At 32.7% G+C, this 20644-nt stretch carries 14 protein-coding genes and 1 pseudogene; 12 read left to right on the forward strand and 3 right to left on the reverse strand.

The genetic code is table 11. The features are described 5' to 3' along the window. The first annotated feature begins 15 nt into the window (after positions 1-15). The 7 genes from mobC (at position 16) to MW871_RS11670 (ending at position 11699) form a co-directional block, all read left to right on the forward strand. On the forward strand, positions 16-2016 hold the full coding sequence (gene mobC / locus MW871_RS11640) for a conjugal transfer protein MobC (RefSeq protein ID WP_248428672.1): 2001 nt from the start codon (positions 16-18) through the stop codon (positions 2014-2016). Between the two features lie 159 nt (positions 2017-2175). Next, complete coding sequence (locus MW871_RS11645; RefSeq protein WP_248428673.1) at positions 2176-2466, forward strand: helix-turn-helix domain-containing protein; 291 nt, start codon at positions 2176-2178, stop codon at positions 2464-2466. Positions 2467-2909: 443 nt separating this feature from the next. Then, positions 2910-3095 carry a hypothetical protein gene (locus MW871_RS11650; protein WP_248428675.1) on the forward strand — a complete coding sequence of 62 codons (186 nt, stop codon included), beginning with the start codon at positions 2910-2912 and terminating at the stop codon, positions 3093-3095. Between the two features lie 802 nt (positions 3096-3897). Further along, a complete protein-coding gene (locus tag MW871_RS11655; protein WP_248428676.1) occupies positions 3898-7068 on the forward strand; it encodes an Eco57I restriction-modification methylase domain-containing protein in 3171 nt (1056 codons plus the stop codon). Positions 7069-7182: 114 nt separating this feature from the next. Further along, entirely contained in the window at positions 7183-8778 is a 1596-nt protein-coding gene (locus MW871_RS11660) for a hypothetical protein (RefSeq protein ID WP_248428677.1), read from the forward strand. A gap of 220 nt (positions 8779-8998) precedes the next feature. Next, a complete protein-coding gene (locus MW871_RS11665) occupies positions 8999-11248 on the forward strand; it encodes an AAA family ATPase (RefSeq protein ID WP_248428678.1) in 2250 nt (749 codons plus the stop codon). A gap of 139 nt (positions 11249-11387) precedes the next feature. Continuing rightward, positions 11388-11699, forward strand: a complete 312-nt coding sequence (locus MW871_RS11670; RefSeq protein ID WP_248428679.1) for a hypothetical protein — start codon at positions 11388-11390, stop codon at positions 11697-11699. Between the two features lie 373 nt (positions 11700-12072). On the opposite strand, the gene MW871_RS11675 is transcribed toward MW871_RS11670, so the two are convergent. From MW871_RS11675 to MW871_RS11685, 3 genes are all read right to left on the reverse strand, one after another. Continuing rightward, positions 12073-14154 carry a type IA DNA topoisomerase gene (locus MW871_RS11675; RefSeq protein WP_248428685.1) on the reverse strand — a complete coding sequence of 694 codons (2082 nt, stop codon included), beginning with the start codon at positions 14152-14154 and terminating at the stop codon, positions 12073-12075. A gap of 21 nt (positions 14155-14175) precedes the next feature. Continuing rightward, on the reverse strand, positions 14176-15603 hold the full coding sequence (locus MW871_RS11680) for a DUF3945 domain-containing protein (protein WP_248428687.1): 1428 nt from the start codon (positions 15601-15603) through the stop codon (positions 14176-14178). A gap of 99 nt (positions 15604-15702) precedes the next feature. Continuing rightward, positions 15703-15996: a helix-turn-helix domain-containing protein gene (locus tag MW871_RS11685; RefSeq protein ID WP_188050779.1), complete on the reverse strand. Its 294-nt coding sequence runs from the start codon at positions 15994-15996 to the stop codon at positions 15703-15705. Positions 15997-16575: 579 nt separating this feature from the next. Here MW871_RS11685 and MW871_RS11690 point away from each other — a divergent pair. The 5 genes and pseudogenes from MW871_RS11690 to MW871_RS11710 all read left to right on the forward strand — a co-directional run. Further along, entirely contained in the window at positions 16576-18267 is a 1692-nt protein-coding gene (locus MW871_RS11690; protein WP_248428689.1) for an AraC family transcriptional regulator, read from the forward strand. Between the two features lie 73 nt (positions 18268-18340). After that, positions 18341-19339 carry a type IV toxin-antitoxin system AbiEi family antitoxin gene (locus MW871_RS11695; protein WP_248428690.1) on the forward strand — a complete coding sequence of 333 codons (999 nt, stop codon included), beginning with the start codon at positions 18341-18343 and terminating at the stop codon, positions 19337-19339. Continuing rightward, positions 19314-19610: a hypothetical protein gene (locus MW871_RS11700; protein ID WP_248428691.1), complete on the forward strand. Its 297-nt coding sequence runs from the start codon at positions 19314-19316 to the stop codon at positions 19608-19610. The genes MW871_RS11695 and MW871_RS11700 overlap by 26 nt, the downstream gene beginning before the upstream one ends. A 24-nt stretch (positions 19611-19634) precedes the next feature. Then, entirely contained in the window at positions 19635-20195 is a 561-nt protein-coding gene (locus MW871_RS11705; RefSeq protein WP_248428692.1) for a hypothetical protein, read from the forward strand. Positions 20196-20336: 141 nt separating this feature from the next. Beyond that, positions 20337-20453, forward strand: a pseudogene (locus MW871_RS11710) (histone H1); the annotation flags it as partial. Positions 20454-20644 lie beyond the last annotated feature (191 nt).

Below are 20644 nucleotides of genomic sequence, written 5' to 3' on the forward strand. Positions count from 1 at the left end.
TTAACTAGTTTAAACATGCAAGGAGAAGACGATTTAAGAGGGCTCGCCAAAATAATGGCCTTCATGCGTGCGGTAAGCATTCTATTATTATTGATGCACTTTTACTGGTTTTGCTATAGCTTTTTCTTAGAAAAAGGTTGGACCCTAGAAATCATTAATAAAATACTAGGCAATTTTCAGCGGACGGCAAGTCTGTTTTCTCACACCCTTTACACCAAGATTTTTGCTTTGGTGTTGTTAGCTTTAAGCTGTTTGGGAACGAAAGGAGTAAAAAACGAAAAAATTAGTTGGTCTAAAATATCCGTTGTCTTAATTATTGGTTTTATTCTTTTTTTTTTCAATACACCATTACTCAAGCTATCCGCAAGCCTAGCTACTTCTTTATATATCGTGACCACCTCATCAGGTTATATTTCGTTAATGATGGCTGGCGTTTGGATTAGCCGTTTGCTTCGTACCAATCTCATGAACGATGTATTTAATAACGAAAATGAAAGTTTCATGCAGGAAACCAAATTGATGCAAAATGAATATTCCGTTAATCTGCCTACGCAATTTTATTGTAAGGGCAAATGGAATAAAGGATGGATTAATGTGGTAAACCCTTTTCGAGCTTCTATTGTTTTGGGAACACCTGGATCGGGTAAAAGTTATGCAATTATAAATAACTATATCAAACAGCATATCGAAAAAGGATTTTCAATGTATATCTATGATTTTAAATTCGATGATCTTTCCACTATTGCTTACAATCATTTACTAAAGCATAGCGATAAGTACAAGGTAAAACCAAAGTTCTATATTATCAACTTTGATGACCCTAGTAGAAGCCATCGCTGTAATCCTATAAATCCGGATTTCATGACGGATATCTCAGATGCTTACGAATCGGCTTATACGATTATGTTAAACCTCAACCGAAGTTGGATACAAAAACAAGGAGATTTCTTTGTCGAATCTCCAATTATATTACTAGCCGCTATAATCTGGTACCTGAAAATTTATGATAATGGAAAGTACTGTACTTTTCCGCATGCTATTGAATTACTGAACAAGAAATATGTTGATGTATTTACCATCCTTACTTCCTACCCTGATCTCGAAAACTATTTATCGCCGTTTATTGATGCTTGGCAAGGTGGTGCTCAGGATCAGTTGCAAGGGCAAATCGCTTCCGCAAAAATTCCTTTGTCTAGAATGATTTCACCTCAACTGTATTGGGTGATGACTGGAGATGATTTTTCGCTGGACATTAATAATCCAGATGAACCTAAAATTCTTTGCGTTGGAAACAATCCTGATAGACAAAATATTTATTCGGCGGCTTTAGGTTTGTATAATTCGAGAATTATAAAACTAATCAATAAGAAAGGAAAATTAAAAAGTTCAGTTATTATCGATGAGTTGCCAACAATCTACTTTAGAGGATTGGATAACTTAATTGCTACTGCCAGAAGTAATAAAGTAGCGGTTTGTTTGGGTTTTCAAGACTATTCGCAATTAACCCGTGATTACGGCGATAAAGAAAGTAAGGTGATCCAAAATACCGTGGGTAATATCTTTAGTGGGCAGGTTGTGGGAGAGACCGCAAAAAGCCTATCTGAACGCTTTGGGAAAGTATTACAAAAACGTCAAAGTCTAACCATTAATCGAAACGATAAATCAACTTCGATTTCCACACAATTAGACAGCCTGATTCCAGCTTCTAAAATCTCTACACTTACGCAAGGAATCTTTGTAGGAGCTGTTGCAGATAACTTTGACGAACGTATTGAACAGAAAATTTTTCATTCTGAAATTGTAGTCGATAATAAGAAAGTAGCTGCAGAAACAAAAGCTTATAAGAAGATACCGATAATCTTATCTTTCGTTGATGAAAATGGAGTCGATCAAATGAAAGCCGAAATAGAAGCTAATTATAAACAGATAAAACGGGATATTGTTCTGATTATTGAAACCGAACTGGAACGCATCAAAAATGATCCTGATTTGCAGCATTTGGTACAGGTGGGGTAATTGAAAAGAATATCGACTATTTAGCAGACTTATATATAATCTTCAAATAGTGTAACTAAGCATTCTGTTTATATAAGACCATTCAAGAAACAATCGCAAAATGTTTGTTTTTATATACAAATTTATTGTTTGTGCTCATATTAACGAACGTTTGTATAAATGAGTGCGAAAAAACAAATCTTGTTCCCTAAACACCAACTCCTTTTAAAGCCAATGGGGGAGAATATTAAATTAGCTCGAAAAAGAAGAAAACTAACAGCTATACAAGTATCTAAAAGAGCTGATATAGCAAGAACTACATTATACCAAATTGAAAAAGGAAATTCTAGTGAAGCATTAGGTGCTTATTTGAATGTACTCCCAGTTTTAGGGCTTCAAAATGATTTCTTAAAACTGGCTGCGGATGATGAACTAGGAAGAGAACTTCAAGATCTAGACTTACTAAAATAATCAATTAGCCTCATAATTCCCCTCCAATGGAAGGGTGCCCATAGGGAGCGGTGGAAAAAAACAGATAAAAACAATACTCAACATCTCTCCAGCCTAAACCGATATCTACGTTTATGCGTATTGGGAACAAATGCAGAAACCTAAACTAAGTGGTATTCTAAGAACTAAACAAGCCAAAGAAAAAAAGGCATTCAGTTTTGAATACAATAAAAATTGGCTAAAAACGAACAAAAAAATGTTTTACAACCCGAAATTCAATTATAAAGTAACTCACAGTACCCGGGCCAAAAAGAAAACTTTGGTATCTTTCTAGAAAGCATACCTGATACTTGAGGCCGCACTTTATTGAAAAGTAAAGAAGTGTAACTGTTTAAAGAAAATAATGAAAAACCAAAATACTCTATGATATTGCTTATCTAGTGTGTGTGTAAGACGAAAGTCGTATGGGAGCATTAAGATTCAAAACCGACCCAATTGCAGATTTCTTAGAAAACAACAAAGTCACTCCTGCTCAACAATGCTTTTACATTCTTGAATTACAAAACGCTGCGGCTATTTTTGAAAATCACAACTACAACAACATGAAAAAGATCATCAATGAAATACCTATAAACAAAAAACATATCTAATTTTGCATAAACAAATACTTAAATTAATATTGCAGAGAAATAGTCTTGATAATTGTTTTTCCTAAATAAGAAAATAGCAAAACAGAATTCATTGTCACAGCTAATGGAAACAAATTTTATTTCAACCCGTTAAGTTCTGTAGTTGATTATGCGCCAGGGCTCAAAAAATAAAAATTCAGCTTCTTTATTCAACCAACAACTAGAATAGATCTAATTATCGAAGAATTGGTCGAGTAAGATATTTTTTAAGAAATTATTTTAAAAATTGGCGCACTCAAATTTTTCACTCTATAAAATCAACTGAAGTAAAAAATTTTGAAATAATGATTTATCTGAAATATTACAATTTATATTGTAACACAAAAACGATTACAAAAGCAATTTTGATAATTATTCATACCCCTTATGGAGAAAAAAGAGAAACCATAAACAGTTATTTTGTGCAACTACCAATGCTATAAGGTCCAAAGCATGAACTGATTAAATTACAGAAACTCAATTACTCTCTTGAATCTTTTTAAATAGACTAATATCACTAAAAGTATGTATTGTTATGTCAAAATATTAAGTGTTTATTTATATTTTACCAACCAAAGTAAACCAGATAACCACAAATCAAATGAATAAACGAAGTCCCAGTTGCTATTAAATTATATCAAGGTATGGAAAACCGTAAACTAATCCCATTTACTTCGCATAACTTTGAAAGTAGTGTAATTTATCAGCCAACTTTGTTAATAACAAAAATCTTACACTCCTTTCAAATTGTGTATTTTTAGATTCTCAAACAAAAGCGTTGCCAATGTCATTATTTCAGCCTTCCGTACTCAAAAAATATTTGAGTCAACAAGATACAGTACAAGTTCAGAAAGCCTATAAAAAATACACCAAGTATTTTCACAATGCTGTTATTCAAGAAAACATTCGAAACAGCAAGGAAGAACAATTCCAGGAAGGTTTTTTACGTGAATTGTTTGTGGATATCTTGGGCTATACACTCAATCCGGCACCAAGCTTCAACCTGACCACGGAACTCAAAAACATAAGAGGAGCCAAAAAAGTGGATGGTGCCATTCTCAAAGACGGAAACGCCTTGGGAGTAATCGAACTTAAGGGGACCAATACCAAAGACCTCGAAAGCATCCGCCAACAAGCTTTTGATTACAAAGCCAACCAAACAGGTTGTATCTATGTCATTACTTCTAACTTCGAGAAGTTGAGGTTCTACATCAACAATGCCGTGGACTATGAAGAATTCAATCTATTTACCCTCACCCACGCAGAATTCGAAATCTTCTACCTCTGTCTGGCCAAAGAAAATATCTTGGCCAACAAACCACTCAGCATAAAAGAAGCTTCGGTGGTGGAAGAAGAAAATATCACCAAAAAATTCTATTCCGATTATTCCGTTTTCAAACGTGAATTGTACCGGGATTTAGTTAAACAAAACCGGTCTAACATCATACTTAATGATTTACCTGAAAAGACTACTAAACTGATTCTTTTCCAAAAATCACAAAAATTGATCGATCGTTTTTTGTTCATTCTCTTTGCCGAAGATCGCGGACTGCTAGCGCCAAACTCCATCAATACCGTTCTCAAAGAATGGAAAGCATTGGCTGATCTAGATGTCGAAATGCCACTTTACGACCGCTACAAACAATACTTTGGCTATCTCGATACGGGTCGCAAAGGTACCGACAAGAAAGAAGAAATCTTTGCCTACAATGGGGGGCTTTTTCAACCCGATGCGATTCTCGATGCAATTATCATAGACAATGAACTACTCTACCGCCATACCTTAAAACTTTCAACCTACGATTTCGAAAGTCAGGTGGATGTCAATATTCTGGGGCACATTTTCGAACATTCCTTGAACGAAATCGAAAGTGTCAATGCAGAAATTGAAGGAACGGATTTCGACAAACAAAAAACCAAACGCAAGAAAGATGGGGTGTTCTATACTCCGAAATACATCACCAAATACATAGTCGACAACACCATTGGTAAACTGTGTACCGAGAAAAAACTAGAATTGGGCATTATAGACGAAGAGTATGCCAAAGGTCGCAAGAACCGCCAAACCAACACCATCATAAAACTGGATCAGCAGCTCAAGGACTACCGCGAATGGCTTTTGGGACTCACTATTTGTGACCCAGCTTGTGGTTCCGGAGCCTTCCTGAACCAAGCCTTGGATTTCCTGATCAAGGAACACGCCTATCTGGACGAACTCAATAAACAACTTTTTGGGGGTTTCTTTGTCTTTCCCGATATTGAAAACCAAATCCTAGAACACAATATCTATGGGGTAGATCTTAATGAGGAAAGTATCGAGATAGCAAAACTCTCTTTGTGGTTAAGAACCGCACAACCCAAACGCAAACTGACGAGCCTGAACAACAACATCAAGTGTGGCAACTCACTGATTGAAAGCAAAGCCATTGCTGGCGACAAAGCATTTAACTGGAAAGAAGAATTTCCGGAAGTATTTACCAAAGGAGGTTTTGATGTGATTATTGGGAATCCTCCTTATGTAAGACAAGAATTATTTAAGGAACATTCTGCATTTCTATCAAAAAACTATAGAGTATACTCAGGAAAGGCAGATTTGTTTACATATTTTTATGAGAAAGGATCAAATATTTTGAAGGAGAATGGAATTATTTCTTACATCTCTTCTGGCAAATTTTTTGAAGCCAGCTACGGAAAAGTATTGGTAAAATTTCTGATTGAAAATTTAACCTTTATAGAAGTAATAAATTTTGATGATCTAGATGTCTTTCAAGGAATAAGTGCTTATCCATTAATTTTCACTGCGCTAAAAACAAAACATAAAGAAGATTATAAATTCAATTATGTATTTGTACCAAAATTAGAATTTAATAGAATTGAAGATGCCGTTTTTAATCTCCCATATAATCCAATTCATATTAGTGATTTTATGGAAAGTGATTTTCAATTTTATTCTAGGGAAGTTTCAAAAATGATTAAAAAAATATCAAATAATTCTAAAACATTAAAATCATATTCTTCTTTACCATTAGTTGGCGTTAAAACTGGATTTAATGATGGTTTTATAACTATTGAAGAAACAAAATATTCTAAAAAATATGTTTTTGGAAAGGACTTAAAAAGATATTTAACACCTAAATCAAATAATAACATAATTTTTCCTTACCAAAATTTAAATGGTGAATATGAATTATGTTCAGAAGAAGATTTAAAAGAAGAAATAGAGTATTTAAATTCAAACAAAAGCAAACTAATCTCAAGAGCCATAATAAATGAAGGGGTTAAAAAGGGTAATAAAAAATGGTTTGAATATCAACAAATTAATAAAAAAATAAACTTCAATTTAGAATATATTGTCTATCCGAATGTTTCATTGGGAAATAATTTCACTCTGTCTCAAGGAAATGTTATTGATATGACTGGTTTTATAATTCCAGCAAATGATAAAGTTCTATTAGCAATTTTAAATTCAAAATTAATTAAATTCTTAATGGGACAATGGGCAATAACTAGAAGAGGTGGTTATCAAGAATACAAAGTACAGTATTTAGAAAAAATTCCAATAAAAATTTTTGAAAGTTCAATTAAAATTCGAGTAAGTGAATTAGTAGAAAGTATCATCTTATCTACAGATGAACATTTTGGATTAAGACAAAAATTACTGAAATATTTAACTTCGAATTTTAAATTTACTGAAATATCGAGAAAACTTCAAAACTGGCAAGAATTATCATTTGCTGAATTTATTACTGAACTCAACAAATCCCTTAGAACAGTTGGAACAGCACCACTTACAAAAAAAGACGAAATCGAATGGATGGATCTTTTTGAAGATTACAAATTACAAGTCCAAACCCTAAAACAAGAAATCGACAAAACCGATAAAGCAATTGACATAAAGGTGTTTGAATTGTATGGTTTGAGTGAGGAGGAAATAAAAATTGTAGAACAATCGTAATTTTAAAACAAAATAATATCATTTTTTATTCACAAACACCTCAAAAAAATTAATAAAAAAGCGTGAGTAAATTGGGATAGTTGAGAACAGTTAGAAATTAATAGTATAGATCATTTGGAAACTAAGTCAATAAAATATAGCGAAAAAGATAACGACTGGGCAAAAAACGTAGAGGGTAATGAAATTCATATATCCCAAGCGAAAAGTGGAGCAATGGGTTATTATTGTATGGGCTGTGACAAAGAAATGCAGGCGGTCAAACGAAAAAATAACAAGTACAAAAGCTATTTTAGACATCATATAAAAGATGTTGATAAAAGTAAAATAGAGTGCGTTCACGCGAGTAGAGAATACAGAGAAAAACTAGCCTACTTTTATTTTTTGCGAACAAAAAAAATAATTGTTCCAGATGTTTATAAATATCCCCCTAAAGGTGGTGAAGGACAGCCTATGATATTAGCTGAAAAGGAAACAATTATTGCTCACCGAGTTGATCGAGAAGTAACTTTTTTTGAAGATGAAAACGGAAAAATTCATGGTGGAAAAAATTCGAATGTAGATAATCGATTTTTATGGATAAGACCTGATGCTGTTTTTTACGATAAAGATGATAAGCCCATTCTTTTCATTGAGTTTGTGGTTACACATAAACCTGATACCGACAAATTAAATAAGCTACAAAGATTAGGCATCAATACAGTTCAAATAATTATTCCAAAATTATCAGAAGAAGAAATAGAACGAGAAATCAGTAAAGCATCAAAAGTAAAATGGACTTACAATGAAATCGAATCCAACACCGAGTATATACGAATTCACTCTGGAAACTCAGAAGGAATACCACAAATTGATGAAGAGCAAAGAAAGCTTTTTGAAGAATCTTTCACCTGTAGAGCAGCGCAAATTAAAAACCTTTTACGGTCAGTTAACCGATGCTTGGAATCGCAATCATACAAACGAGTTGAACAACTCTTTGAACAAGAAATACAACGAACTGAGGAAGCTACAAGGGAGCATCGATCAAGATTGGACGATATACAAGCAGGAATTGAAGTCACAATCTATGGAGAGCTTGAATCTCAAAGACAAAGAATTGCAGAAAGAAGAATTAAGCTTCAAGAGAACTATTCAAACTTGGAAGACAGATATTTTCAACGAAGAGAAGAAATTACAACAGAACAAAGATCTACTGACGGGGAAATTGAACTTAGATACAGTATTGGAACAACTGAAGAAGACATTAGAAGTGAATTTGGAAGCAAAGAAGCAGAAATTGATTACCAACAAAACGTCGTTAGCAAACAAGAGGGATACCTTGAAAACGATATCCGAAATGAATCAGAATTTGCGGACAATTTTGAAAGAAAACAAGACGAACTTAGAGAAGAGTTTGGAGAACTTGAAAAAATCGAACGAATTAAATTTGGAGGAATTAAGAAAGGATTTGGACCAGAAATTGAAAGCTGCAGAGAACTCAAAACCTCAGTTGAGGATGAAATACGAAGCGATTTTGAAGGGCGATACAAACAAGTTGTTGAAAGACTTAACAATAGAGATGTACAAGCAGGAGATGAATTGTCCGAAAATATTAAAACAATACTTGAATTACGGGGATTACTTGACTGTTATGAGCCTATACAAAAAGCTGGAGAAGGATACCGCGAAAGATTATCAATTATTAAAAGTGGAACTTGGAAAGAATGGAATTGACGAACAATGGTTCGAGGAAAAGTTTAAAAATTTAAATAATAGTTAGAATGTGATTAAATCATAAATAATCAAGTGGTTGGATCAATTTGAAGAAAACAAAACCAAAGCCCAAACCCTAAAATGACAAATAGCAACCGCCGAAAAAACTATTGATAAATTGGTATATGGGTTGTATGGATTGAGTGAAGAAGAGATAAATATAGTTGAAAACAGATAAATTATGCTCGAACAAATAGAAATTAAAAAAGTAGCTTCTTTTAATGATACTGGAATTCAAATTAACGGTTTGAAGAAAGTAAATTTTATTTATGGAGCTAATGGATGTGGGAAAACAACAATATCCAATTATTTGCATAACAATTCAGAAGATAAATTCGAAAATTGTACTACAAAATGGAAAAACACTCAAGAATTAAAAACATTAGTTTATAACAAAGAATTTAGAGAACGAAACTTTGGCAAAGGTAAAATTGGTGGTGTTTTTACATTAGGAGAAGCAACTACTGAACAAATTGCAACCATCAATGAAAAGGTTGAGGAATTAAAAATTATAAAAGCGGACGGTGTAAAAAAAAGAGAAACATTAAATACACAAATACAAAAAAAAGAAACCCTAGAAAATAATTTTAAGGAAACTTCTTGGACAAAAATTTATAAAAAATATAAAACTGTTTTTAAAGAAGCTTTTACGGGTTCATTACAAAAAGAAAGTTTTAAAAATAAACTGTTGTTAGAATTTAGTAATAATACTAAAAAGCTAGAAACTTTTGATGAGTTAACAGAAAAAGCAAAAACTATTTTCGGAAAAGTTCCGCAAAGTATAGCGCCAATAAACGCAATTACATTTGATAAAATTATTGAAATAGAAAGCGACCCTATTTGGAAGAAAATAATTGTTGGTAAAGCCGATGTCGACATTGCAAAACTTATTCAAAAACTAAACCTAAACGATTGGGTAAATCAAGGTAGAAACTATATTCAACAAGATTATACTTGTCCTTTTTGTCAGCAAAAAACGATTACAGATGATTTCAAAAAACAATTAGAAGATTATTTTGATGAAACGTATTTAAGTGATTTGAATACTATAAAAACGCTAAAAGAACAGTACAATTCCTTGATGAATAATTTTGTTAATGAATTGAATAATATTGAAACAAATCAAAAATCTATCCCTGAGACCAAATTAAATACAGATAGATTTTCGGCCTATTTAAAAACTTTAATTAGTCATAATACTGTTAATGGAGAATATCTAAACAATAAAACAAAAGAACCAAGCAGAAGCATTGAACTAGTTTCAGTAAAAGAACAATTAGCTTTAATTTCAGAATTAATTACAAATACTAATGAAGAGATTATTAAGCATAATAAGATTGTTGCCAATTTTAAATCCGAAAAAATTAGTTTAACTCAATCAATTTGGAAATATATTATTGAAGAATCCAGAACAGATGTTGTAAAATTTAATGCAGATAATAATGGATTCCAAACTGGCAACACTGTTCTTCAAGGTCAACTTACTGCTAAATTAAAGGAGTTTAGTGATTTAGATATTGTCATTAAAAACTTGAGTAAAAATGTCACGAGCATTCAGCCAACTATTAATGAAATTAACCGTCTTTTAAAATCCTATGGATTTTTAAGTTTCAAAATTGAGCCATCTTTAGAAGAAGGTTTTTATCAAATTCAAAGAGAAGACGGAACAATAGCCGAAGCAACATTAAGTGAAGGCGAAATTACTTTTATTACTTTCTTGTATTATTTACAACTGGCAAAAGGAGGCAGTTTAGTAGAGAATGTAACCGATGAAAGAATTTTAGTTATTGATGATCCAATTTCAAGTTTAGATAGCAATGTACTATTTGTTGTTGGTACACTTATAAAAGATATAATCAAAAGCATTAAATCAGGTCTAGGAAATATAAGACAAATTATTCTTTTAACGCACAATGTCTATTTCCATAAAGAAGTATCTTTCATTGATGGAAGAACTAAATTTTGTAGAGAAACTAATTTTTGGATTTTAAGAAAAAACGACAAGTTCACTAATATTCAATCCTTTATTATGGAAAACCCAATAAAATCATCTTATGAATTACTGTGGCAAGAATTAAAAAGTGAAAATGTAAAATCGAGTATTACTGTTCAAAATATCATGCGAAGAATAATTGAAAACTATTTTAAACTTCTAGGAAAATATGGCGATGATGATTTAATCCAAAAGTTTATTACTAAAGAAGAACAAGAAATATGTTCATCACTAATTAGTTGGATAAATGATGGTTCACATAGTATTAATGATGATTTATTTGTTGAGTTACAAGAAAGAACAATTGAAAATTACAAAAAAGTATTTAAGGATATTTTTATTTTAACCAACCACGAAGGACATTTTAATATGATGATGGGAATAAGCGAACCACCACAGTCAGAAGAGGGAGCAATTAGTGCAGTTCAACACAATTAATAATAATTAAAGTCTATTTAGATTGGAATGTTATGTCGGGAATGAAGAATAATCATTTCCACGAACTAGATGATGTAGAAATGAATATTTAAATCAAGAGAATAAAAACATAATTTACACAATGCTTCAATAAACAATTATGGAATTAACTGAGAAATTATTATCCGAATTACAAAGAAGACTAAATATAGGAAACCGCAGAGGAGTCCACTTAAATGCTATTCCTGCAAATTCAAGATACAAGTTCGATTTAAACAGACTTTCTCATATTGACAAAGACCTTCCAAACAATTTTATTAAATCGCTACTGACAGAGTTGCCACTTAAATTTACAATAAGTTGGAAAGACAATATGCGTGATTTAAACTCTCTTTTTCAAGAAGACCAAACACAATTAGTTAGAATAACCAAGGCATTTGAAAACCTAATTAATCAAACAGATGCATTTTAATCTGAAAAAGGGATTACTACTTTTGGATTTGGTTTTCCAATTTTAGCAAGACGGGATAGAGCGGACAATAAATTAACTGTTGCACCAATCCTGATCTGGTCACTACGAATTAGAAGAACCAAAGAATTTAATACTTAGGAATGAAGATGATCCTATTTATATTAATGAGGTTTTTATAAATCAACTATATAAATCTTCAATTCGTTATGCTCCGTTCCTACGCTCCACTGCATTCCAGCCCTATCCAGTCTATACCCTTCCTTTTTAAAATATGAGTTGGACCTTACGTAATTTATCTCCCATTTTTCAGTGAATTATAGCATTCACTCATAGTTATCTTTTGCTACAAATAAATAGAAATTATTCAATAACTTTATCTCCATTTTTTCTTTTCTGGAAAAACAAAAGAGGTCTCTCCTACTTCATTTATAAAGATAAATGCATCAAATTTCTTTCCAGATTTACTGATCATCCCTTTTAAGAGGCTTGTCTTGCCTTTAGTAATTAGTGATTCTAAATCCATAAGATTGAGTTGTAATCCACATATATTTCGAAACTGAACCCAATTACAATTTTCACCCTTGCATTTTACCAACTTATCCCGAATCGTTAATTTCTGAACTTTACATCTTGGACAAGTTAGTTCTGGTTCATTTTCAACTTCAATAGATAAAGCAAGTAGTTCTTGTGTTATCATTATTGTAAAAGCCTCAATTTCTTTTTGAAATTTTGCTATATCCTCTTCTTTGTTTTCTATTTTTTGCAGGTTTAATTCCCACTCGGAGGTCATCGCTACATTAGAAATCTTCATGTCTTTTACTAATTCGTAAACTTTTAATCCTTTCTCTGAAGGTACAAGTGCCTTTTTATCTCGTTTGACATAATCTCGTTTAAAAAGTGTTTCAATAATAGCTGCTCTAGTGGCAGGTGTTCCAATTCCTGTACCTTGTAATACTTTACGTTCTTCTTCATTTCGGATCTGATTTCTTGCATTTTCCATTGCTGAGAGTAAACTTGCTTCCGTATAAAGAGCAGGTGGTGTAGTTTTCTTCTCCAATACTCTTGCTGACTTAATCTTGACTTCATCACCAATTTTTAGATTTGGTAAATCTTGAAGAGGATCCTTTTCTTCATCTGAAAAACTGCCTTTTATAGCTCTCCAACCTGCATCAATAATTTTAATCCCTTTTAATTCAAATTCATAGTGTATAACTTGGAAGACAACATTAGTTATCTCTTTGATACAAACAGGAGAAACGGCTTCAAGTAAACGATAAGCGATCATTTCATAAATAGCTTTTTCCTTTGCAGACAAAGCCGAAGGAATCTTATCTGTAATCAATAAACCATGGTGATCGGTTACCTTTAAATCGTTGACAATTCGTTTATGTAAACGTCCTATCTTCATTTTAGCAACTACTCCTTTAAATTTATCTGTCTCTTCCAAAATCCAGATAAGCTTAGATACTTCTACCCACATATCTTCTGGAATATACTTGCTCCCGGTGCGAGGGTAACTAATGAATTTTTTCTCGTATAGGCTTTGAGCGATATTTAGCGTTTCCTCAGCAGTTAAATTTAATTTAATGTTAGACTCTTTTTGTAATGCTGTAAGATCGAATAGCAATGGTGGCTGTTCATTGACTGTTTTTATTTCTATGGCAATTACCGTGGCTGTCCCATGTCGCTGTAGCGATTTCAATGCGTCTTCAGCTTGTTTACTGCCTTCCCATTTTATTGTGGAAAGACTTTTGAAATCTGTAAACTCTTTACGATGTTCCAATTCAATTTGCCAATATTGCTTGATAACAAATGACTTGTTTTCTAAAAATCGTTTACAAATGATTGCAAGTGTTGGTGTCTGAACCCTTCCCAAAGAATAAATACCGCCTCCACTTGCAATTGTTAATGCTTGTGAAGCATTAATTCCTACTAACCAGTCTGCACGGCTTCTACCTACTGCTGCTTGATACAGACCATCGAAATCCTTCCCTGGTTTCAAGTTATCAAACCCATTGAGAATGGCTTTTTCAGTTAGCGAACTAATCCAAAAACGCTCAAAAGGCTTACTGCAATTAAGATATTCATAGATGTAACGAAATATAAGTTCACCTTCTCGTCCTGCATCGGTGGCAACAATGATACTTTCACAATTTTTAAAAAGTTGATCAATTGTTTTCAGTTGTTTCATTGCTCCTACATCACGAACATAGTGTTTATCTTTTTTTACCTTACGAGCAGTTAGTAAGAATGGATTAGGTAAAATAGGCAAAGCCTCTCTTTGAAATCCATTTACACCATAATCTTCTGGCATTGCCAATGACACTAAATGTCCGAACGCCCAGGTTACCTGATATCCATTTCCTGTCAGGTAACCCTCTTTCTTCTCAGTAGCTCCTAACAAGATGGCTATCTCTCGAGCAACACTAGGCTTTTCTGCAATTACTACTTTCATTGATTTGACTCTTTAGAATAATTACATTTTTCGACCTTTTGATTTAGCTGCCACTTTTGGCTTCTCCTGTTGTTCTTGCTGTTTGGTACTGTCAGGATTGTTCTGTCCGCTTTTCAAAGGCTCTTTAATATCCTTAGTTGCCTCATTGGTTTTACCTTCTGAATTAACAGCAACTTGTATTTTACTTTCTTCTTTTGGTGTTGCTTTCTCTTTTAATTTATTTGGATTATCAAAAGAAAAACCAGTTTTGGCTGTTTCTTTATCGAATGTAATATACCCTTGATACTCCTTACCTTTCTTGTCAAGCAAACCACTTACATAAACGGTTTGTCCGTCTTTAAGTTTTTGATGTTGTTGTTCGTCAAGTTCTTTTCCTCGAAATTCTTTTGGTACATCTTGTTGTTTACTTTGTGATTGTTTATTGGGATCTGCTCTATCAAAAAGAAATTCAACATAACGTTTATCCGCATTAAATTGAACTGATGCATTGAAAGGCTCGCCTTTTTTGGAAATCATATCTTCGATATACAAAGATTTACCTTCTGTCAACGTCTGCTTTTGCTGCTCGTTTAGTTTTACTCCCTTTATTTCTTCTGGGATTTTGATATGTTCTGTGCGCAGTGCAATAACTTCTTTGGTCAAACGATCAAGGCTAATTATAGAAGGGATTGTTTCACCCGATTTGGGATTAATCAAATCAACAACTCTTCCCATGTTTCCAGTTTTGAGTAAGTTTTCCTTATCTTCTTTTGTAAATTCATGTCCAAAGAATTTGTAGTTTAACTGAGGTTCTTTTCGGATTCCATGAATGGCAAGAACCACTTGTCCGTTTTCTTTTTCTTGTAGTGATAGTCTAGCGTCCATTCGAGTGATGGACGATCCCAAATCAAGACTTACAGGAACTAGTTCATTGGTTTTATAGCCTTTTAACAGCGGTTCTAATAAGTTCATTTTTTCGAGACGCTCTTGACCTAATCCTAGATTAGACATAGCTTTCCAATCGATTTGTTCCAATTTGTAGCGATACTCGCCAACTTCGGGTGTTGATTGTTTAGTTTCCATACTATTTTTATTTTCAGGTTTATAATCTAATTTTATCTCGTGTTGTTCAAATTGCTTCCCACCCATTTTCGTAGGTTTATCAACTTCTTTCTGCATTCTTTTCGCTATGTGTATTGCTTGGTTTTCTGGAACTCTAAAAAAGATTAAATTTGTTGGATCCTTTAACTGCCGATAAAAGTTGGAAAAAAAATTAGAAAACAAATCACCTTGTCTATCCACACGCATGAACTGGCTATCATTTTTTTTATCCGGAACTACTGACTGTAGTTCGTTATCTTTTCCAATTCCCGTAACTGCCCTTACTTCCTTTTTATTGGTATCAGATACCAACAAAACATCCGAAAATTGCTCCCCTAATTTTGGATTACTTACAGTTTCATCTTTCATGTCAGTGCTTTTTAAAATTTACTTAATCGAAAATAAATAGTTAAAACCACATTGTTCACAGACTGACTTTAGATGGTAGATTTTGGCTTTTGTTGGCTTTTAATTTTGTCCTGGAGCATTAAAACTGTCTCGAATAAACTGATGAACATCGGATAGTTTATAGTAAATTTTTCCACTTATTGTATAATACGGTAGCTTACCCGTTGAGCGATATCGCTGAAGGGAACGGTTGCTAATCTTTAACATTTGGAGGAGATCCTGATTGTCTAGTAATTCTTCACCGTCAATATTATTTCGTTTCTTTTGATTTTCATTAATATTCTCGTTCAAAATATCAAAACGATCCATGATACGTTCCATCCACGCTATAAATTCCATTCTATCTATATTCATAAGGATCTGTTTTTAAATCAATTTATAGTGTTGTGCTTAGTACACACGATTACTCGTATGATGTCAATTTGATAATACATTAAGCTCAAATTTTGAGTTTTATGTATCCGTTTTCCCAACTTCTTAGCATTACTTTTAACTGAACCATTGTTCTTATCATTAAAACTTTTATAGATGAAGGAAACAATTAGTAATCGTAAAATCACTAACCATAATGATGTATTATTCATTTTTAAAATGTGTTAAATATGACCGACTATTTAATAGTCCATTCATTTTAACCGGGTCAGCAGAACTTTTATTTGGCACGATGCCAAATATTTTTGCTTTTGAATTCAAAGCAAATCTATAGGTAGAATTTCGGCTTCACAACTGGTTACTTATGGATTTTCAGGAAAAAGATATGGATTTTCAGAAAATCCACACACCCTTTTTTTTTGCAAAAAAGCTCTCTTTAACAATTGTTTACCTTATATTTGATATAATTTATTTGCAATTAATTTGAAAAAAATACAGTAATACAATAGCTTTTAAAGGAAGTTTTCTAGAACGAATAGTCCCTCATTTTTAATGCTAACTATGATTAAAAAGTATCTACTAATAGTATCTCTTTGCTTCGCTAGCCAATTTTATGCACAGAAAAATGAATCTAAAATTCCAGATTCACTCAAAAATGTCAATTTTGATTATTTGTTTGACCGAATAGAAACATCAGACACTGACACCGCAAAACAACAATTATATCTTCAAACCTTTCTCATAAAGGCTATATCAGAAAAAAATTCAGAGGAAATTATAAATGGCTATAAAAACTATGTGCATTACTCCCATAGTGTTTTAAAGCTCGTTTATGCAGACAGCATGATATTTGCTGCAAAAAGAACGAAACGAAATGACTTAATTGGTGCTTCTTATTTGTCAAAAGGGATTGAATATTATGCCCAAAAAAAGCATACTGATGCCTTAGATAACTATCTTTCAGCAGACGCCTACATTTCAAAAACGAATGATCAATATCTAATCCATAAGGTGAAATATAATATTGCCCAAATAAAATATTATTTAGGGTACTATCAAGAGGCAATTTCCTTATTCAACGAATGCATAGCTTATTTTAAAGAAAATAATACTCGAGGGTACTTAAATTCAATCCATTCGCTAGGGTTATGCTACAACCACATTGGAAATTATGGATTATGTACAGATACCAATGAGAAGGGTATTTTAGAAGGGGAACGGCTCACAAATAAAGAAATGAATGCCTATTTTAATCACTCAGAAGGAATTAATCAGTATTTCAAAAATAATTATACTATTGCTATTGAAAATATTGGCCGTTCATTACCAGCAATTAAGAGCAAAAAAGACTTTGCAAACGAGGCAGTTGGTTATTTCTATATTGGAAAAAGCTACTGGAGTTTAAAGAAGCCGGAAGTTGCGCTATCCTATTTCAAGAAAGTGGATTTTATTTTTAAAGATAAAGGATACATTCGCCCAGATCTTCTTGAGAACTATCGCTTAATGATTCTTTACTACCAGTCAAAAAACAATTTAAAAATTCAACTCCATTACATTAATAGACTGCTTAAAGCAGACAGCATCGTACTACACAAATTTAAATATTTATCGAGTAGAATTACCAAAGAGTATGACCGTAAAAAAATATTGCTAGAGAAGCAAAAAATTGAAAACGCTCTAAATAAGAAAAAATACAATGACATCATTTTCATCAGTATTATTGCACTTTTATTTTTATCGCTCCTGCTCATCGCCTATTTGTACATAAGGAATAAGAGACTATACAGGCAAAAATTTAAGGAGCTAATGATGAAAGGTGAGTCTGAAATTGCTGTTGAACCTAAAACTAATACTAATAGGATAAGTGAAATAAATCAAGACACGGTAAATGCACTCCTGAAACAACTGGAAAAGTTTGAGAATGATAAAAAATTTTTGGAAAAAGATTTAACAGCAGCCAAACTTACCGCTGCTTTTGGCTCGAATCCAAAATATCTTTCAAAAGTAATATTCCATTCTAGAGGAAAAAAATTTACTGATTATATCAATGACCTTAAAGTTGATTATTTAATTCAATTATTGAAAGAGGATAAAATGATGAGAAAGTTCTCGAATACGGCGTTGGGAGAAGAGGTTGGTTTTAGTAGTACACAACGATTTACCAATGCTTTTTTCGCCAGAGCTGGGATGCCACCCACCTATTTCATTCAAGAACTCCAAAAAGAACATTCCTATAGTATTTCTAATTTATAACGATAATAATAGTATATTTGTTCATTAATTATTAATGTTCACGTTTTCGTGAACGGTATAAATAAATGAACAGATGAATGAAAAAGAAATCATACAGTATGCTATCAATAATATCCAAAAGGGTGGTGCGATAGATCTGGAGTGGAAAGAAAACCACAATGATAGTCCTATTGATGGTGAACTTTTGCTACATTTAAATCAACATACCATCGAACTTTATGCCGCTATTAAAAAGGAACTTAGAGGCCTACATCTAGCTAAAATAGAAGAATTGGCTGTTTCACAAAATCCTTTTATTATTGTTGCACAACGTATATTTCCGAAGATAAAGGAAGAGCTACGCAAAAGAAATATTGCCTATCTCGAAGCGAATGGCAATATCTTTTTAAACAAAAATGAAATCTATCTTTACATTGATGGTAATCCTCCTATTGAATTAAAACATAAAACTACCAATAGAGCCTTTACTAAAACAGGATTAAAAGTAATTTATCAATTTCTAATTAAGGATTGTATCAACAATACCTATCGCGAAATTGCGGAAGTAACAGGTGCTGGAATTGGTACTTTAAACACCATATTCAATGGCTTAAAAGAGGAAGGTTTTATACTTCAGCTAACCAAAAATGAACTACTGATCGAGAACAAGAAAATATTGTTAGATAAATGGGTACTGGAATATGAAAAGCGCCTCAAGCCAACCTTGGCAATAGGAACATTCCGATTCCTTAATAAAGATGATTTTTATAACTGGAAAGATATTCCTCTCAAAAAAGGAAAAACAATGTGGGGCGGCGAATCAGCAGGTGACCTTCTCACCAATTATTTACGTCCGGAGGAACTTACATTATATACCAACGAAGAAACAAGCGAATTAATGAAAAATTACCGATTCGTTCCGGACTTAGAGGGCAATATCAAAATATTTAAACCGTTTTGGAGAGACGAGCAAGAAAACACAAACACCGTACATCCACTCCTAGCCTATGGTGATTTAATGAATAAAGGAGACCGCAGATGTACAGAAACCGCACAAAAGATATACAATGAGTATTTACAAGATCAGTTTTAAGCAATTGCAACAACAGCCTGTTATTTCAGAAATGCTAACTGCATTAGAAAATGGGTTGCACAAATACAATATAGACTTTTATCTAGTAGGTGCTGTGGCACGCGATGTTTGGATGACTGCCATAAACGATATACCACCCAGCAGAGTTACTGGAGATATCGATTTTACCGTTTTTATAAATGACAAAAACACCTATGCGGATCTTAGAGAATATCTCATCAATGTGGAAGGATTCATCCCTTATATGGGCAATGGTTTTGTACTTAAATGAAAAAACATCATACAAATAGATTTAATGCCTTTTGGAGAAATAGAAGCCAAACCATCAAATATAACGGTTGAAGGTACCGGCCTTACCAGTCTTAATATGCCCGGTTTCAAAGAAATATATGATTATGGTCTTCCGGAAGCGCAGCTCGAAGAAAAACACCGCTTTAAATTTTGCACTTTACCGGGTATTGTACTGCTCAAATTAATTGCTTTTCAAGAACGGGACGAAATAAGACGGGACGATATCAAAGACATCAGTATGATCCTGAAGCACTTTTTTGATATGTATGCCGATGAAATATATGAAAACCACAATGATCTTTTTGGAGACAAGGATATTAACTTAAATTGGATTGCTGCAAGAGTCTTAGGGAGAGACATGGGTAAAATTGCTCTATTAAACGAAGAACTTTTTCTAAGGATAAAAAAGCTATTAAAGGAAAATACTATCGATATACATTCGAGTTATATTGCCAAAATTATGGCAGAGTTTTTTCAAAATACTATTGCAGAAAATGTAAAACTGCTGGAACAAGTAAAAATCGGGTACTTAGAAAATGATTCCTCAAAAATTAAAATCGAGTAATCACTCTTAAGTAACTTGTAACCAATTATCATTTGTATTTTCTGCCTTATATCGTACAATCAAGGTATAAATTTAACATCAAATCATTTCCGTCTCAGGAGCAAAATTCTATTTTTACATCATAATTTAATACATACAACCATGAAAGATCTAGTTGCAAAAATCAACGCTGAATCCGAAACATTCAAAACAGAATCTGAATCACTAACTGATAAAGGTATCAAAGCTGCCGGAGCAAGAGCTCGAAAATCAACTTTGTAGTTTGAAGAACTATTAAAAGAGTTTAGAAAAGTCTCAATAGAAGAATCAAAAAAATAAAATACGCTACAAGTATCAAATAATATAGACTCGCTGTCCAAGATGTTTACGCCCTTTTATCTATGGATTTAGCTCTATCTGAGCCAATAATTCTATTACTTTTTGCCCAGTTATTAAGTTGCTTTTATCCA

Source organism: Flavobacterium pygoscelis (assembly GCF_023162025.1).
Classification (GTDB): Bacteria; Bacteroidota; Bacteroidia; order Flavobacteriales; family Flavobacteriaceae; genus Flavobacterium; species Flavobacterium pygoscelis.

Excerpts from the sequence above, each read along its gene's own strand:
- mobC (WP_248428672.1), top strand. The coding sequence starts at position 16 with ATGCAAGGAGAAGACGATTTAAGAGGGCTCGCCAAAATAATGGCCTTC.
- MW871_RS11670 (WP_248428679.1), top strand. The coding sequence starts at position 11,388 with ATGGAATTAACTGAGAAATTATTATCCGAATTACAAAGAAGACTAAAT.
- MW871_RS11685 (WP_188050779.1), bottom strand. The coding sequence starts at position 15,996 with ATGAATATAGATAGAATGGAATTTATAGCGTGGATGGAACGTATCATG.
- MW871_RS11645 (WP_248428673.1), top strand. The coding sequence starts at position 2,176 with ATGAGTGCGAAAAAACAAATCTTGTTCCCTAAACACCAACTCCTTTTA.
- MW871_RS11655 (WP_248428676.1), top strand. The coding sequence starts at position 3,898 with ATGTCATTATTTCAGCCTTCCGTACTCAAAAAATATTTGAGTCAACAA.
- MW871_RS11700 (WP_248428691.1), top strand. The coding sequence starts at position 19,314 with ATGAGTATTTACAAGATCAGTTTTAAGCAATTGCAACAACAGCCTGTT.
- MW871_RS11680 (WP_248428687.1), bottom strand. The coding sequence starts at position 15,603 with ATGAAAGATGAAACTGTAAGTAATCCAAAATTAGGGGAGCAATTTTCG.
- MW871_RS11665 (WP_248428678.1), top strand. The coding sequence starts at position 8,999 with ATGCTCGAACAAATAGAAATTAAAAAAGTAGCTTCTTTTAATGATACT.
- MW871_RS11690 (WP_248428689.1), top strand. The coding sequence starts at position 16,576 with ATGATTAAAAAGTATCTACTAATAGTATCTCTTTGCTTCGCTAGCCAA.
- MW871_RS11695 (WP_248428690.1), top strand. The coding sequence starts at position 18,341 with ATGAATGAAAAAGAAATCATACAGTATGCTATCAATAATATCCAAAAG.
- MW871_RS11705 (WP_248428692.1), top strand. The coding sequence starts at position 19,635 with ATGCCTTTTGGAGAAATAGAAGCCAAACCATCAAATATAACGGTTGAA.
- MW871_RS11675 (WP_248428685.1), bottom strand. The coding sequence starts at position 14,154 with ATGAAAGTAGTAATTGCAGAAAAGCCTAGTGTTGCTCGAGAGATAGCC.
- MW871_RS11650 (WP_248428675.1), top strand. The coding sequence starts at position 2,910 with ATGGGAGCATTAAGATTCAAAACCGACCCAATTGCAGATTTCTTAGAA.